The sequence below is a fragment of the Paenibacillus sp. MY03 genome (assembly GCF_002165585.1).
Classification (GTDB): Bacteria; Bacillota; Bacilli; order Paenibacillales; family Paenibacillaceae; genus Pristimantibacillus; species Pristimantibacillus agaridevorans.
Genome location: NZ_MXQD01000042.1, coordinates 1 through 17146, shown reverse-complemented (window position 1 = coordinate 17146; position 17146 = coordinate 1). Strand labels below are relative to the sequence as shown.

The 17146-nt window shown below is 50.7% G+C and carries 13 protein-coding genes; 7 read left to right on the top strand and 6 right to left on the bottom strand.

The window, feature by feature from the left end:
- Positions 1 to 77 precede the first annotated feature (77 nt).
- Positions 78 to 1211: a serine hydrolase domain-containing protein gene (locus B1748_RS26690; RefSeq protein WP_087570998.1), complete on the bottom strand. Its 1134-nt coding sequence runs from the start codon at positions 1209 to 1211 to the stop codon at positions 78 to 80.
- Between the two features lie 44 nt (positions 1212 to 1255).
- Positions 1256 to 3232: an alpha-amylase family protein gene (locus tag B1748_RS26685; RefSeq protein WP_087570997.1), complete on the bottom strand. Its 1977-nt coding sequence runs from the start codon at positions 3230 to 3232 to the stop codon at positions 1256 to 1258.
- A 163-nt stretch (positions 3233 to 3395) separates the two neighbouring features.
- Here B1748_RS26685 and B1748_RS26680 point away from each other — a divergent pair, with 163 nt between their 5' ends.
- The 3 genes from B1748_RS26680 to B1748_RS26670 all read left to right on the top strand — a co-directional run bounded on the left by B1748_RS26680 (position 3396) and on the right by B1748_RS26670 (position 5968).
- A complete protein-coding gene (locus B1748_RS26680; RefSeq protein WP_087570996.1) occupies positions 3396 to 4265 on the top strand; it encodes an AraC family transcriptional regulator in 870 nt (289 codons plus the stop codon).
- A gap of 244 nt (positions 4266 to 4509) precedes the next feature.
- Entirely contained in the window at positions 4510 to 5391 is an 882-nt protein-coding gene (locus tag B1748_RS26675; protein WP_256975948.1) for a putative RNA methyltransferase, read from the top strand.
- 145 nt (positions 5392 to 5536) lie between these two features.
- On the top strand, positions 5537 to 5968 hold the full coding sequence (locus tag B1748_RS26670; RefSeq protein WP_087570995.1) for an NUDIX hydrolase: 432 nt from the start codon (positions 5537 to 5539) through the stop codon (positions 5966 to 5968).
- A 100-nt stretch (positions 5969 to 6068) separates the two neighbouring features.
- Here B1748_RS26670 and B1748_RS26665 read toward each other — a convergent pair whose 3' ends face one another.
- From B1748_RS26665 to B1748_RS26650, 4 genes are all read right to left on the bottom strand, one after another.
- The gene (locus B1748_RS26665; protein WP_087570994.1) at positions 6069 to 7088 is read right to left on the bottom strand and encodes a leucine-rich repeat domain-containing protein; all 1020 of its coding nucleotides are present in this window, start codon (positions 7086 to 7088) and stop codon (positions 6069 to 6071) included.
- Between the two features lie 159 nt (positions 7089 to 7247).
- A complete protein-coding gene (gene murA, locus B1748_RS26660) occupies positions 7248 to 8567 on the bottom strand; it encodes a UDP-N-acetylglucosamine 1-carboxyvinyltransferase (protein ID WP_087570993.1) in 1320 nt (439 codons plus the stop codon).
- A 19-nt stretch (positions 8568 to 8586) separates the two neighbouring features.
- Positions 8587 to 9198 carry an FHA domain-containing protein gene (locus B1748_RS26655; protein WP_246608596.1) on the bottom strand — a complete coding sequence of 204 codons (612 nt, stop codon included), beginning with the start codon at positions 9196 to 9198 and terminating at the stop codon, positions 8587 to 8589.
- 200 nt (positions 9199 to 9398) lie between these two features.
- Entirely contained in the window at positions 9399 to 10121 is a 723-nt protein-coding gene (locus B1748_RS26650) for an HIT family protein (RefSeq protein ID WP_256975947.1), read from the bottom strand.
- A gap of 788 nt (positions 10122 to 10909) precedes the next feature.
- On the opposite strand from B1748_RS26650, the gene B1748_RS26640 reads away from it, so the two are divergent.
- The 4 genes from B1748_RS26640 to B1748_RS26620 all read left to right on the top strand — a co-directional run bounded on the left by B1748_RS26640 (position 10910) and on the right by B1748_RS26620 (position 16756).
- Complete coding sequence (locus B1748_RS26640; RefSeq protein ID WP_087570990.1) at positions 10910 to 11620, top strand: response regulator transcription factor; 711 nt, start codon at positions 10910 to 10912, stop codon at positions 11618 to 11620.
- Positions 11621 to 11647: 27 nt separating this feature from the next.
- Positions 11648 to 13090 carry a sensor histidine kinase gene (locus B1748_RS26635; RefSeq protein WP_256975946.1) on the top strand — a complete coding sequence of 481 codons (1443 nt, stop codon included), beginning with the start codon at positions 11648 to 11650 and terminating at the stop codon, positions 13088 to 13090.
- A gap of 481 nt (positions 13091 to 13571) precedes the next feature.
- Entirely contained in the window at positions 13572 to 14339 is a 768-nt protein-coding gene (locus B1748_RS26625) for an ABC transporter ATP-binding protein (RefSeq protein ID WP_179215841.1), read from the top strand.
- Complete coding sequence (locus B1748_RS26620; protein ID WP_256975944.1) at positions 14336 to 16756, top strand: FtsX-like permease family protein; 2421 nt, start codon at positions 14336 to 14338, stop codon at positions 16754 to 16756. The genes B1748_RS26625 and B1748_RS26620 overlap by 4 nt, the downstream gene beginning before the upstream one ends.
- Positions 16757 to 17146: the final 390 nt, after the last annotated feature.

The window sequence follows — 17146 nt, the reverse complement described above, 5'->3', positions numbered from 1 at the left end:
GCAAATGGTTGCCGCAAGAACAAGAGCCGTTCCCGGTACATGCCGGGGACGGCTCTTTCTTGTTATTCGCCGATTGCTTAGATACAAGCGTAGACGATATTTCTCAGGCGTGTATGCACGTATGGCTCTTGGTTGTTCAGCATATGCTGGCCATACATGACCGTAAGCTCGTTTGCAGGATCGATAATGGCCATGCAGCCCGCTGCGCCTGCCCATCCGAACTCGCCGATGGGGCTTAACGAACCGCTCTCTTCCTTGGAAATATGGGTTCTGACGCCAAGTCCATAGCCGTAGCCCTTCATATGCTCCCAATTATAATCGGGACGCGTAGCCGGAGTGAGATGATCCGCAAGCATCAGCTCTACAGTCGCGGGAGCTAAAATTCGTACGCCAGCCGGGCTCGTTCCCCGGTTCGTTAGCGAGTTAAGTAACAATGCATAATCGCTTACGGTCGATAAGAGACCGGCGCCGCCGCTTTCGTATTCCGTCCCAATCCGGAAGCCGTTATTGTCATGTCTTATTGCCTTGCCCAGAGCATCATCGTAAAAATATTGCGGAGCCATTTTTCCGCGCTGCTCTGCAGACAAGTCGAAGCCGGTATCTCTCATTCCCAGAGGACCCGTAATTTCCTCCTGGATGTATACGCCGAAGCGACGTCCGTCTACAACTTCCACCAGCGCTGCCAGCACATCATGACAGAGGCTGTAATTCCAATGCGTGCCGGGTTCAAACTGGAGCGGTTCCTTCGCAAGCGCTTCTGCGAACGCTCTGGTAGGCACCTTGCCTGCCGTAGTCTCGATCACCTCGCGAATAGACGGCACGGACAGATCGTACGAGAAGCCGGCCGTCATCGTAAACAGATCCCGCACCGTAATAGGACGCTCCGCCTTTGCCAGCGTCACTTCCCCGTCTTCTCCCCGCTGCTTCACGCTCATCTCCGCATATTCCGGCAAGTAAAGGGAGATTGGGTCATTAAGCAACATCGCTCCCCGCTCGACAAGCTGCAATGCCGCGACGCAGGTCATGATCTTCGTCATGGAATAAATATTGATAATCCGGTCTTCGTCAATCGGCGTTCCCGCCTCCAGATCCAGCATTCCGCTCCGATAGCGGAATACGGTCTCGTTGCGATGCATGACCAGCACCTCCGCCCACGGAATGCGCCAAGCGGTAATACGGTCGAGGAATAAGGCTAATGGTTTAAAGTCCATGATTCGCCATCCTTTTACAATAAAATAGTCGTTAATCTATCAACCTATTCATTATAATCGATAACGACCATCTGGTGGCAATCCAATTCGGGTACCGTATACGAAACGACGCCATTCTCGAAATGATATGGAAGCGGAGTGAGCTGAGGCGCCAGATATACGCCCTTAACGTCAGCGTCAGTCCTAACGGACACCTCAACGTTGTGAAGCGGGATGATGTCCTCAATAACCTCGATGCTTTTACCGCGACGGATAGGCGTTGCGTACAAAAGATGGTTAACGAGACGTTTCTCGGCCTTCTGTTCCTGCAGCGTAACGACGCCTTGAGCCGGGAGAGTGGTATCGAGCGTGATATCGGGAAGAAGCTGCTTCAGCGCGTGCACGACCGTTTCCTTCAGGATCAGGCTGCCCTTTTCGGCATATTCGTCGAACACGTTCCAGGCGATATAAATGCCATTCTCGTTCTTAACGATGCCCGGCCCCCCGTAGGTCTCGCTGTTAGGCGTATGCTGATGGGAGCAGAATGTGTAAACATCCCGATTGAAGTAAGGATCCTCGCGACGTCCTAGCTCCGTTCCGCCCTGCAGCTCGATCTTCTGCCCCTGCGAGTAGAAAATAAACGCCGCTTCCTCCAGGCTTCCCGGCTTAAACAACGGACGGCAATAATCCGGTCGATACGGATTGCGCCCAACCAGTCTCGCGCCAAAGTCGATGACGAAGCTCTCTGCCTCGGCGTCCAGTCCGGACCAGCCCGTCGCAAGCAGCTTGCCGCCTTGTTCCAGATAAGCCTCCAGCTTCTCTAGCAGGGAGTCTTCCACTGCTACGTAATCCGGCAGAATCAAGACCCGGTACGCCGAGAAATCCTGCTCCGAATCGATGACGTCGAACAAGAAATTGCCCTCCAGCAGCATCCGGATCGCGCCGACATCGGATTCCGACTTTACGCCTTCCTCTTTAACCTTTGGATGCACGCCTGTCGCCTCCAGAGACAGAATCGCGACATCCGCAACATTCGTCGTCCCCGTACACCACGCTTCCTTGCTCTCAACCTCCCGATATGCAGCCCCGATCAAGGCATAGGTCGCTTTGTCCATTTGGCCGTTCGGAGGCAATTGATCGCCAATGGAGCATTTGGCCCCGTTCGCAATACTGAGCGCCGCTTCGTAACGGAGCGCATTGGGATGCTTATAGCCGCCGAATTCTCCCCATGTCGTATGGAACTTGCCCGTCATGCCGAGAAACTCCATGCCAAGGGTCTGAGCATATCGTGCCGACAACGGGAAGTGGTCGTAGCCCCAGCCGCCAGTAGGCAGCGATTCCAGCTCCAGATGCGTGTTCATCCATGCCAGGTCGCGGCGCCCGCGCTTGATATGGCCGCCGTTATGAAAGATCGGAAGTCCCGGCTTTACGGATTCCACGGTCTCTTTGACCTTGGCCGTATAATTCGCATAGGTTCTCTCCCATAGCGGCCGCATGTCTTCGGCGTTCCGAGGATCGATCCCTTCCCGTCTAGCCGTTGCCACGCAGCTGTGGCAATAACAGGATTTGACGCCGACGATGTCGAGGAACAGCCCGTCCGCATCGTAGCGGGACAACGTCTCCGCGATCTGCGACAGCAAAATGTCCAGGTACGGCGTGTTAAAGCAGATAACATGATAGCCCGGATCCATAAAACCTTTGACCCAGTTTGTCGCATCTTCCTTGTCGCGGATCAGCCATTCGGGATGCCGTATTGCCAGTTTCTCGTCGAGCCCCGCCGACAAATAAACGGGCGTCTTGACGCCGATTTCATGCGCGGCTTCGATTTGAGCGCCGAGCAGATCAAAGCTTAGTCCGGGATGAATCTCGTTGGCTTCGGACGGATGGTAAGCCCAGCCGTGATGACATTTGGAAAATACCGTAATGGAATCCACGCTGCCTAATTGAAGCATCTCTTGAAATTGCCCTTTGTCGAATTTTTCTCCGATAGGCGTGATGGCCTCGGAAGTATGGAAATCTAGATGGACCTGACGAAATCGCATGATTCACTCTTCCCTTCCTGTTCATATGCCTTAAGTATAGGAAGCACGGGGCGGATTGGACAGATTCGGAAACGACTTGTAATAGCACGATTTCTACCTTTCGATGCCGAAGCATGCTACAATGAATTGCAACCAGCACTTCTTGCGAAGGAGATGGCCCGCCATGATTTGTCTCGAGCTTACGATCCCCCCGTTGCCTCAGCTGGTCACGATCGGACATGCTGTCTGGCCGCCCGGGATCAAGCATCTCTCCCGCGTTTTCGACGTATATGACATGCTCTTTGTTAACAATGGCGTCCTATATATGACCGAAGACAATAAGTCTTATGAAATTACCGAAGGCAATATGTTAGTGCTGGAGCCAGGCAAACATCATATCGGCCATCAAGCAAGCTCCGAAGCAACGGAGATCTACTGGGTTCATTTCGTCCACGATGCGCCTGTCCGTACGCTTGACAGCGCCAGTATTCCTTGGTCATTCCCTTATGCCAAAGGCACGGATCTCGACCTGGCTCCTCACAGACAGACGATGTACCTTCCCAAGTTCGCCGACTTCAACGGCCCTGATCTCCTGCCCGTTTTGAACCGCATGTTGGAGCTGCATCATCGCGCGACGGCCTCCGGCTCGCTGTTGCTTCAAGCCGAACTGGCCTCCTTGTTGGTGAAGCTGCAAGAAGCCGCGCAAAGGCGTTATGCTCCCCGGTCGCGTAAGCTCTGCGATCTCGCCATTGCATATTTGCAGCGCCATGCAACGGATCCGTTTAGCGCCGACCATATGGAGAAAGCCTTGCATTACCGGTTCGACTACATTGCTAGATGCCTCAAATTGTACACGGGCAAGAGCCCGCTGCAATTCAAACACGGACTGCAAATATCGGAGGCGCGTTCGCTGCTGGCAAATGCCGACCTATCCGTTGCAGAGGTCGGCGAGAGAGTCGGCATCGATAACGTGAACTATTTTATCCGGCTGTTCCGCAAGGAAACCGGCATAACCCCGGGACAATATCGTTCCTCCAGGCAGGGTCGGGCGTAGTATATGCGAAGGCCGCATGCGGTCGAGCAATGTTTCCTCCTATAAGCGAAACATGCTAATATAAGAGTGTTTAATCCTGTATCCTGTATTACAAAAGGGAGAGCTAATCCATGATCATCAAATTCATTCGTTTAAGGTAATGTAAGGCGCAGATCACTTAACCCGCATTTTGAACAGAAATGCCGGGGTTTATTTGATTGTGCCTTTTTTCATTGTCCTACTACGAATGAAAGGGTGCTTTTTTGTGTTCCAAAAAAGTAAAAAGTGGATTAGTGCTGAAAAAATCGAAAAGAATCAAGAGCTATTTAGATGCCCATTGTGCAAGAAATCGATGCGAGAGGTCCACTTGCAAAGTTTGATTTGCAGCAATCGGCACTGCTTTGATATAGCAAAACATGGATATATAAACCTACTGTCTCGAGGTAATCTTACTAAATATGATAAACAGGTATTCGAGCACAGAAGATTAATCGGCAAAGGCGGTTTGTTTAATCCCTTACATGTCGCGGTAAGTCAAATGATAATGAATCAGCACTCGAGTAATGATCTTATAAGCATACTGGACGCGGGATGCGGAGAAGGGTCTCACTTAAATAACATACGATTAGAAATAAGTCAGAATAAAAATATCGCTACATTGGCTGTAGGAATCGATATTTCAAAAGAGGGCATTCGTATGGCCGCATCCGAATATTCCGATGCGATCTGGTGTGTCGCGGACATTGCAAACTGTCCATTTGCAAATCGGCAATTCAAAATCATTATAAATATTCTTTCCCCGGCAAATTATTCGGAATTCCAGAGATTGATTAGTGATCATGGTTTGGTCATTAAAGTCGTGCCTAATCGGGATTATCTGATGGAATTAAGAGAAATCTTTTACAGCGGTTCAGATAAACAGGTTTATTCGAATTTCCTTACCACCAGCCACTTTAACGAGCAGATCAAGTTAGTGGATGTTCAAAACATTCGGTATCAAGTAAACCTGGGTGAATCCTTAATCGAACCCTTGCTTGGCATGACGCCTTTATCCTGGGGTGCTTCTAACGAGCGTATAGAAAAAGTGCTGCAGATGAATCTGAAACAAGTCACGATGGACTTTAAGATTTTGATTGGTAAAAAATAACCGAACAGGAATGAAGCTGCCGACGATGATCGGCAGCTTTACTGCGTTAATTTCAGTGCAACTTTTTATTCTAATTAACGTCTATTCATATGTTAATATATGTTAATTAACTCTTTCAATTTAATCGACCAGGAGGAATGCAGGAATGTCACGAAAGCCAGTTGGAGCGGCGGCAGTTATCATGGATTCGGAAGGGCGAGTTCTTTTAGTAAAACATAACTACGGAAAATATAATTGGGAACTACCTGGCGGCTTATCTGAGCAAAATGAATCTGCCGAAAATACGGCAAAAAGAGAAGTGCTGGAAGAAACCGGTCTTGAAGTTTCGGTTGAGCGCTTGACTGGCGTTTATTATGAAGCTGTTCATGATATGCACCACTTTGTTTTCACATGTAAGCTGGACGGCAACCAACCGCCACAGCCGGATGAGAAAGAAGTAACTGATTGTAAATATTGGGCTATAGATCATTTGCCCAAGCCTATTAGTGACTTTACAATCGCACGTATTCAGGATGCGTTGAATATGGATGGTAACCGACTATTCCATTTGATTGGACCGAGACAATGGTTTGAATAATCGACTTAATGCATAGACCATTTAGCCAACGGAGATCGTTAGCAAAAAACAGCGACGGCCCAGGACTTTATCTCGTCCTTGGCTGTCGCTGTTCCAATTTCTAATTGTAGATAAAGCTCAGATCCTTCATGCGGGAGAGAAAGTCGGGTTTAGCGCGAAGCAAGCTTGGAGCAATCATCAAATGACGGAGATTCTTCAACTTCTCTATCTCTTGGGGGAGTTCGTCGATAGACGAATATTGAATCGCAAGCACCTCTAGCCGCTGCAGCTCGCCGATTTCCGGCGGGATGCGGTTCAAGCTTATCTTATGGATGGGCTTGGGAGTCCAGCCTGGTGCGGGCCGGTCCGAACTGGCGCATACGATACGCAGCTCCCGCAAATTTTTAAGTTTGCCGATGGAAGAAGGAATACAAGCCAGATCGGCCGTCATAATCGATAAAATCTCCAGCTTGCTCAGCTCGAACAAAGCTTCGGGCAGCTCATAGAGATCCTGCTCGAAAATATCCAGTTCGACCAGTTCCGTGCAATAACGAATGTCATCGGGCAACGACTTCAATCCATGCCCGCTGATCGAGAGACGGGTCCCCTTTTGCTTGATGGCATCCTCCAGCAGACGATCCAAATTGTGATGGTTCTCGAGCTCCAGAAACAGGCCCGGATTTTGATCCATCAACATAGTCGCCTCTTCTTCGGATACCTCCAGACCATACATGTTCTCGTGTACGATGGAATACAAATAATCGCCGCCCCCTTCCATCAAGAAACACAAATCCTCGGGAAGGTTGGGAAACTTCCAATCGGACAAACCATCGGCCAGCTCCTTCAGCACCTTGCCGCTATTCTCGGAGCAACGATAGAAGCGGTAGATGCCAGCCGTATAAAAAGCGCTACTTCTATAACTTTCGTGCGCCTCGATGACATCCTCCATATTGCCCGCAGGAATCGTATGCGTATGAATGAGGTATGGCTGCAGCTCCTCCAATGCAAGCATATATCCGGTTGTATCCCAAACGGGGTAAATTTCCAACGCTTGTTTAAGCACGAAACAATCCGAATTTCGGATCGCCAAATCGATTACCCGCTTGTAAGCTTCACCTGTCGGCGGCATGTAAAATCTCAATGAATCTTCTCCGATCTAACATGTCTAATGACATGTTTGGTTGTTTTCTTCCGCCTCGTCTCCATAGCTAGTAAAACGGGATATACAAGTATCAACAATATCGTAACTCCAAGGGAAGTTTCGAACGCTTCCCGAAAGACAGCTGTCGACCACCCGTCTTCAACGAATCCAGGCAGCCTTCTTCCATAATCCCGGCAACATCCATTGTCCCGAGGCTTCGCCGGCCTCTATCTCACGCATATCCAGCTTCGCTCCGATGGATCGGAAGCTGCCGATGACGTCTTCGTAACCGCGTTCCAGATGCTCGACTCCCGTAATGTAGGTGCTGCCTTCGGCCGTAAGGCCCGCCAAAATCAGACTTGTGCCGGCGCGAACATCCGTAGCGTGAACCCAGCCGCCTTGCAACTGTACTCCTCCGCGTATGTACGCACTCTCCTTGCGGAGCTCAATTTCCGCGCCGAGTCTGCGAAGCTGCGGCACATGCGCGAAACGTTTCGGATAAACGCGGTCCGTTACGATGCTTTTGCCCCTCGCCTGAAGCAGCAGCGCGGTCATGGGCTGCTGCAGATCCGTCGCGAAGCCGGGATACATGCCGGTACGCACACGAGTCGCCCGAAGCGTTCCCGTACCGTACGCGGTGATTTCGTTGTCTCCGCATTCGATCTCCAAGCCAATCTCCCCCAGCTTCGCCAGGCAAGCACCCAGATGCTCGGGAATGACGTCTTGCACCGTCACTTGTCCACCGCGAAGTCCAGCCGACATCAGAAACGCGCCAGCAAGCAGCCGATCCGGAATGATGGTATAGCTCCCTCCATTTAAATAAGGAACCCCTTCGATTCGAATATGCTCCGTGCCTGCTCCGTAGATTCTGGCGCCAAGCCTGTTAAGAAAAGCCGCCGTATCCACAACCTCCGGATCCTTCGCCGCATTATGCAGCCATGTCCGGCCACGGGCACGCACGGCGGCAAGCATCGCGTTTATAGTAGCCCCCGAGGTGATCGTGTCAAAATAAATGGGGGCTCCCTTTAATTCCGCAGCTTCCACGACATAATGATCGTCCTGCAGATTTACCCGTGCTCCAAGCGCCCGGAACATCTTGATATGTTGGTCGATTGGCCGGGATACAAAGTCGTCGCCCCCTGGATAACCGATCGTCACTTTGCCGAATTTGGCCAGCAGCGCGCCTGCAAAATAATAGGAGGCACGATAGCTGGAAGCTTTGCCGTGATCGATCTCGGCTTTATGGATCCAGCGCGGATCGATAACGATGCGGCCGTCTACCCGCTTGAGGTCCAGGCCAATGTCCCGGCCGATCGTCGCAATGACGCGCACATCATCGATTGGAGGAATGCCCTCCAGCGTTACAATATCGTCTGCCAAGCAAGCAGCCGCAAGAATGGCGAGGGCGCTGTTTTTCGCCCCCGGTATATGAACAGAGCCGTACAACGGCCCCGAATATTCCGTTTGGATAACTTTCATGGCGAAACTCCGCCTTTCGTTAATACGATTTCACTTCGGATTCCAATACGTAGCCGCTGCCCCGCACGGAGCTGATCATAAACGTGTCTTTGCCGAATTTTTTCCGAAGCCGGTAGACAAGCGTGTTGAGCTCGTCCAGAGACACGTCGGGTATGCCATCTCCCTCTACCGTGCGTTCCGGCCAAACCGTGGTCTTAATGACATCCAGCGGCACCAGCCGGTTTGCATTATCGTGAAGCAGACGAATGAGGGAATATTCTTTCTCAGACATCGGAATTCTTTTACCGTCCACCACGCATTCACGTTTCTCCCAATGGATGGTTAAGGACAGATGTACGGCCTGCAGCCGTTTGGTTATGCTAAGCGGTTCAATATCCAGCGTCTGATCCGCGGACAAATAAGAAAAGTGAAGCACCGTCATCCCTTTGGCCAGCTTGATTATATCGAAGTTGTTGAGAACATACGGCTGATTGGGTTTGACCCGCTCCCCGTTAACTTCGGTTCCGTGAAGACTGCCCAGATCATACAAGACCGCCTGATTCCGCTCCCGGCGAATGGAGAAATGCTGGCGGGATACAAATGCGTTCGTAAACGCCACGTCAGGCGTCGCTTGATGGGATGCTCGTCCCACTATCGTCTCTTCCTCGTTCAAATTTACGCAGGTGCCTGAGGGAAATGGTTCGCCTCGTATGACGTAAAGGCATGCAAAGTTTTCCAAGTTGACCTCTCCGTTCGCGATGGCAAGCTGCCATATTTAATAATCTAGCCATTCTGCTATTGATCGTACCCCATTCGGGAGAGGAAGAAAAGCTCATCTCCCTGACGTCAGGGTCACAATTGGGGCATACCGTCTTTTAGCTGCTCCGCTACTCGTTGTTTCACCACATCTAAAGAATGCCGTGATTTAACGGCCGGCTCCTTCCAACCGAAACCATCGTTGTTGTATCTCGGGAACACATGCATGTGGTAATGTCCCAAATCGTTAAAGCTGCCGCCATTCTGCATAATGGATATTCCGTCAGGTTTATAAATCGTTTTAAGGGCATTGGAGATGCGTACGGAAGCGTTCATAATGGCATGTCTGGCGCTTATATCCGTGTCCGCCAATTCTACAAAATGCCGCTTGGGCAATATCAAGGTATGTCCTTCGTTAAGCGGGTCTATATCCAGCAGGCAAGTCACATAATCGTTTTCGAATACGACATGCGCTTCCTCCAATCCGTTGGCAAGGCGGCAGCCTAAGCAAGACGGGGCTTCGAGCACAGGGCTCCATCTTTTCCCCGCGTCTTCCGGCACTACGGATTCAGTATCCTGATTTGGCAATGGATGCGAGGTATGAAACTTTCCTTGTTTATACCACTGTATAATTCGAATGGCCCCGAATATCAGCACGAGACTGAAAACAAACCACATGAATACAAATATCCCCATTCTATTAATCTCATTGAGACCTTTGGCGTTCGTTATGATGTACGTAAAAAAACCTATATTATAGCAAACCAAAAAAACGTAAGGAATAATCCATGCAATAAAAAATCCTACTCTCAGTTTCAAAACCATCACCTCTTTTTTTCTCAAGATCGCATTGCTAGGTCAAAGGGACGCTATCGGACACCACAGCCCTTATTTTGCAGAAACTTCATACTTTCTAAATCTAACCGACATCAGCGACTCTATCTGAGCAAAAGCCACGCGCCGGCCTCCCTTTTTACTCAAATAAGGTCATTCCTGTCCGTTAGATTTCCAAACGGGACAGTTTCGGCGAAATAGTGCTTGTGATGTCCGTTAAAACCACAAACTCGCATTCGAGCATCAATTAAAAACGTGCTCCCACCAGAACCCGTCGCGCATTTCAAATAATAGGCCAAACACGCCAAACGTTCGCGTCGTTATAATTTCGCCATTTTCAAATTTGTAGTTTCTTTCGGAGGAGGCATGTAAATAAGATCTCCGAAAATGGCCGGATTTCGATTGAATGACTTTTTCTTCAGCATAACATTTATGGCCAAACTCAAAGTCGGGTTTGCATACGATTCCATGCCTCTTCGTAATGAATCTATCGAATCTTTCCTCAGATGGTACCGTCGCAAACATTAAGCTTGCGATAACGACGACTCCTATCGTCACCCACTCCAGACGACTTCGTTTTCTTTTCAATTTTCGTCCCCCTAAACATACGGGAATAACCGTATTAACCCTCATTTCGACAAACGCTGCGCGCATCCCTCTTTTTGGGATATTTATAATCCTCCATCCAACTCGCACAACATGCCAAACCTATCAATCCATTGGAAGATGAAGTAGAATAAAAGGAAATTGGGACACGGAATGGTGAGCGCGCGATGGGCATACAAAAGAAAATACTCATTATTGACGACGAATATGATATCGCTCGCGTACTGCGGGATTATTTGACCAAAAACGGATATGAAGCCGCTGCCGCCTCCTCTGGGAAAGACGCCTTGCGCATGATGGAACTGCTGAAACCCGACTTTGTTATACTGGATCTCACGCTGCCCGATATGGACGGCCTCCAGCTTTGCGGATCTATCCGCGAGAGCAGCGACGTTCCCATCCTGATTCTAAGCGCCCGAGGCAGCGATACGGACAAAGTGGTCGGACTGGGCTTCGGCGCGGACGACTATATGACAAAACCTTTCTCCTTGACGGAGCTGCTCGCCCGAATCAACGCCCACTTCCGTCGATACGACGGCATGAATGCGGCCAAGAAACAGATTCCGGAGAACGAGGGCACGCTTAACCTAGGACATCTCGTCATCGACAAGAAGGGCTACAAGGTTATGGCTAACGGCTTTGAGGTCTCCCTCTCCGCCAAGGAGTTCGAGCTTCTCCACTATCTGGCCAGCAACAAGAACCAGGTGTTCTCCAAAGCCCAGCTCCTCGATGCGGTATGGGGCTACGCCGCTTATGGCGACGAGAATACCGTCACGGTCTACATACGCAGATTGCGGGAGAAGCTCGAAGTCGATCCTTCCAAGCCCGCCTGCCTCCGAACGGTATGGGGCGTGGGTTATAAATTCAGCTTGGACTAAACAGAGAAGCGGAGTTGGCGGATCCATATGAACGTTTGGCTAAAAAGCTGGATCGGCGCCTTTATGGCGCTTTTTTTCCTGATGACGGCAATAGGCGGCGGCTGGTTCCTTTACGTGACGAACCAAGAACGGAATCATGAGTCGGATTACGTCATTAACGAAGTCCGCCTGGCGGTAAATCCACTCCTGCTCTTTATGGAGCAGCATTACGAAAACATCCGAGACCAGCATGTGCAAGCAACGCTTCGCGCATTGTCAGGGGAGCATGACGTGGCGCTTACCTACGCCGGGCTGAGCGGGGAAATCTTGTTCTCGACCTCTCCTTACAAGCAAGGGGATCGCCTCAATCTGCGGTCCTCTCTTCACTATGACTTGCACGAAGCAACGCAGAACGACGGAAGTTATCGTATTACCTTTCCCGTTCTGGATGCTGATACAGACTCGCATGTAGCTAACGCGATTTTCCATATCGCCAAGGAGAGGCTCGGGAGCGACTCCTCTTCTGCCTTTCCGCTAACAATGTTGATCGTGTCGTTCCTTCTTTTCCTGGGATCAGTCGCGCTGCTGTTGGTTATGCGAACAAGCTTTCATTCCCGTATTCTCTCCCCTGTCCGGACGTTACAAGGTCGTGCCGAAGCCATTCTTAGAGGCAACTATGAACCTCCGTCCCACATCGGGACACAGTTTGCTCGCATGGATGAGCTCGGCGGCCTTTATGCCATGATGGATCAGATTACCCTGGAGCTTAAGGAGCAGCGCAAGCGGCGGGCCAGACAGGAGAAGGCGCAGAAGGAGCTTATCACCAACATTTCGCATGAGATTCGAACGCCGATTACAACCGTCAAAGCCTATATGGAAGCCATACTCGAAGGCGTGTGCTCCGACCGCGAGACGATGCTGGAGTATGTCGGCATTATGCGCAATCATACGGACAAGATGTCCAGACAGGTGGAAGATCTGTTCCTCCACGCCATGGAAGAGCTCGGTCAAATATCGGTGGAGCCAAAGGAGCGTTATAGCATGGAAGTGTTCCCTCCGATTTTGTCCACTTTAGGTCATTATGCACGAACGCAAGGCATTGCTTATCGCGAATCGTTGAACATGCCGAACGTCCTGCTCCCTGTCGATGCCGCGCGAATCGAGCAGGTGCTGACGAATCTCGTAACGAACGCGCTTAAACATACGTCGCCAGGCGATACGATCCATATATCCGCTGATCTGGAAGAGAATCATCTTGTATTTACGGTTGCGGATACGGGCAGAGGCATTCGGCCGCAGGATATGCCGTTCCTGTTCGAACGCTATTATCGCGGACAATCCGGCGTGCCTGGCCAAGCTATTGCGACCGAGGGCAACGGCTTAGGTTTATCCATCTGCAAAAACATCGTCGAAGCCCATGGTGGCGTCATTTCCTTCAAGAGCCGGGAGGGCCAGGGAACGGAGTTTTATTTTACTCTGCCCCTCTGTTGAAGCATCGTTATGGAAAGCGGACTTTTCCCTGTAATATCAAAGTTCAAAAAGTTCGGTTTTCAGAACCGAGAAGATTGGATGAAGCTAGAAACTGAGGAGCGGAGCGTAGCAGAGCTACGTGAGCACCGGAAGTTTCGGCTGAATTCAAGCTTCGACGTCGAGTACACTTCCTGATATGCATCGTTATGGAAAGCGGACTTTTTGAATATCCCTGTAATATCAAAGTTCAAAAAGTTCGGTTTTCAGAACCGAGAAGATTGGATGAAGCTAGAAACTGAGGAGCGGAGCGTAGCAGAGCTACGTGAGCACCGGAAGTTTCGGCTGAGTTCAAGCTTCGACGTCGAGTACACTCCCTGGTATGCATCGTTATGGAAAGCGGACTTTTTGAACATCCTTGTAAGGATTTATTTATAATTTGATAAGCGGATTGCAAGATCGAGCCCCTATACTGTTGCTTACCTAATAGATACAGGGAGTGATCATGTTGGAGAGACAAGTAATTATAGCCGCAAGAAACCTCTGCAAAACCTACAGCGCCGGCAACGAACAATATCATGCCGTTCGGAACGTGGACCTGGACATCCACGAAGGCGAATTTACCGTCATCATGGGCAACTCGGGCTCCGGCAAGTCCAGCTTGCTCTATCTGCTTAGCGGACTGGATAACGTAACGGCCGGCGAGGTTTACTTTCGCGATCGGCGCATCGATCAATTTGGCGAGCGAGAACTTTCGGACTTCCGCGCAAAAAATATCGGTTATATCTATCAGAGCATAAATCTGGTCCCCGATCTGACGATATGGGACAATGTTACGCTGCCAGGCTACATCGCGGGACAAAAGAAGGAAGCCATAGCCACCCGAGCGCGAGAGCTCGCTCATACGATGGGCATTGAAGGCCAACTGGGCCGTCTGCCTTCGCAAACCTCCGGCGGACAGCAGCAGCGAGCCGCCATCGCGAGAGCTCTTGTTAACTCGCCGGACGTCCTATTCGCGGACGAACCGACCGGCAGCCTGAATTACGACCAAGGCGTAGCAGTGCTGGATTTGCTCAGCGGGATGAATAAGGACGGCCAGACCGTCGTTATGGTCACGCATGACATCAAAGCGGCATGCAGAGCCGACCGGCTTATCTACATCCGAGACGGCAAGATCGGAGGCATTCTCGAATTCGGCAAGCAGGGAGACATGAATACGAACGATCGGGAGGCTTTGATTTTCTCATTCGTGTCCCAGAAGGTGAAAGTATGATAACGGCCATCTGGAAGCTTGGCAAATCGTATCTCGTTAAGAACAAAGTACAAAACGCTTTCGTTGCCCTGCTCGTTCTGTTATCCGCTTTGCTTGTATGTACGGCGACCATTATCGTATCCAATACCGGCGACCGCTTCGACGAAATGCACATGCGTACTAACGGCTCTCATCAAATTCTGACTTTCGAGAAGAAGCTGCACGATCCGGAGGCCGTACAACATTGGTGGCAATCGCAGCAAGGCGTTCAAACTTCGGATCTCATGCGATACCATACACTGTCCGGCATCGTTCATAAAGGCAAAGATATTCCCAATCTCTATATGTTCATGATGGAAACACCAAAGAACATCCCGTCCGTCGATCAGCTCATCGTTACCGAAGGAAAAACGGGAGTGGAGCCCGCGCCCGGCACCATATGGATTCCCACCTCGATGGCTTATCCGGTCGGCATTTCTTTGGGAGACGAAATCTCTATTCCCGTAGACGGGACCAAGCTAGAGCTTCAGGTATCCGCTATCGTAGTCGATGTTCCGTACGGTGCTCCTTTCTCGAACACGGCCCGCGTCTGGATGAACCATGAGGACTATGAGACCCGAATAGATGGCTTGGACGGGGGCAGCAACTATTTGCTGGGACTTCGGTTCGACAACTACGGAGATAATCTTGCTTATTGGCATTCCTTCTCGAGCGCCATGGGCACGCCTTTCCTGGAAAGCAAGATGGAGTTCGAAGAAATATCCGCCTTCTATCTCATCATTAATCAGATCGTTGGTTTCATTATGATTTTTTTGGGCGCCGTCATGCTGATCATCGCCTTATTGACGATTGGCTTTACGATCTCCGATGGCATTCTGGCCAACTACAGGACGATTGGCGTCTACAAGTCACTCGGGATGACTTCCCGCGCGACGATCCTGCCTTATCTCATGCAATACGGCTTATTGTCGGCCGCAGCCATCCTGCCTGCTTTCGCGCTAAGCACCGTGCTAGCCAAGATGATCATCGATCTGAGCGCGTCGTCGTTGCGTACACCTGGCTACGGGTCAGCCATTCAAGGTTTAGGGGCTGCGGTCATCGTGGCCATCATGGTTTTTGCGCTTGTGCTGCTTTTCGTCGTCGTCTATGCGAGGCGAGCGCGTGCCGTCATGCCGGCCCAGGCCATTCGTTACGGGATGTCGGAGGGCGACAGCAAACGTCTGTTAAGCAGATCGAATGCGGCGGGCTCAACCGGAATCAGGTTCGGCCATCTTCCCGTCAGCGCCGCCATCGGGCTTAGGAACCTGTTGATTAACCGGAAGGGCGCCGTTATTATGCTCATTCTGACGATGCTGGCCTCCTCCGTATTGACGTTAGGTTCCGTGGTGTTGAGCAGCATTGGCGGCATTCAGGGCACGGCCGCGCAGTGGGGATATGATTCGGCTAACGCAGCCTCCATGGTCGTGAACAAATCCGCTTTTCCTTTCGACGAATTCGAGCAAACGCTCGCATCGGACTCCCGTATCTCGGGGTTTGGCTGGCAAGGCAACATGACGGCAATCGTCCAGTCCGGAAGCCTTGCGAGCGATCAGCAAAACTCGGCTTCCGCCCCTGCTTCAAGCATCTCTCTCAGTATTCTGGATGGCAGTTATGAGGAGCTGGGCTTCGCGAATCTGGAGGGGGATCACCCTGTTCTGCGGAACGAGATCTCCATCGGCGTTCAAGTGGCAAGAAACCTGAACAAGCAGCCGGGCGACACCATCGACGTGTATATTGCCGGCCAAAGGGTAACGATGATCGTAACCGGCATTTATCAAGCCATTGCGAATATGTCCAACTCGGCGCGTATAACGATGGAAGGCGCGCTTGCGGTTTATCCCGACTTCAATAATCGTGACGTCGCCTTTATTAATGTCTTTAATCCGAAGGAAGCAAATGCTGTCGTCAGCGATCTCAACGACCGCTTTAAGGAGACTGCTTCCATCGTCACGCAAGGTACGCTGCTGGATTCCGTATACAATCAAGCTTCCGCCATACTGGTCTATCCCATGAGTCTCATGGGTCTGCTGTTCCTGCTTGCGACTTTCCTCATTATATACAGCACCTGCCGCATCAACATTCGGTTGGCCAGCAAAACCTACGGCATCTACAAATCGATTGGCATGACTTCCGGTCGGATTCGCGGAGCGATCGCGCTTGGCATCGTCGCTTTGGCGTTCAGCGGCACGATCCCCGGCATCGTACTCGGCATCTTCGTCCTCCCTGTTCTCTTGGAGATGGTACTATCCGGCTACGGCATCGTGAGTTTGCCGGTCATTCTTAATGGCGGAAGTATTGCCTTAGCCGCTATTATTAGCGTCGCGGCGGCTTTTCTCGGCTCATGGGCTTCGTCCAAGGTCATCCGGGATACTTCGCCTCGCATTCTAACCATCGATTAATGCAGAAACGAGCTGTCTCAAAAGTATGATCGCTCGCTTGATGAAATAGCTCACTTGTTGAATGAAACGTCAAAAACGAAGAAATGGCGGTGCTAGGGCGTTACCCTGCACAGCCATTTCTGGTATTTGTTCTATTGCCGCATTATTGAGCAAATTGTGGGCGAACGAAAGCCATCCGACCTCAAGGCTTTCCTTATGCAGGCCTCGAAGCAGGAATGTCGTTAGCAACGCTTATAGGATGGATTTGTTGCTGTTTCGAGCTCCATAGGCGTTATTAACGCTTATGGGATGGATTTGTCGCTGTTATGAGCTCCATAGTCGTTTTTAACGATTATGGGATATGTTTGTTGCTGTTTCGAGCTCCATAGTCGTTTTTAACGATTATGGGAT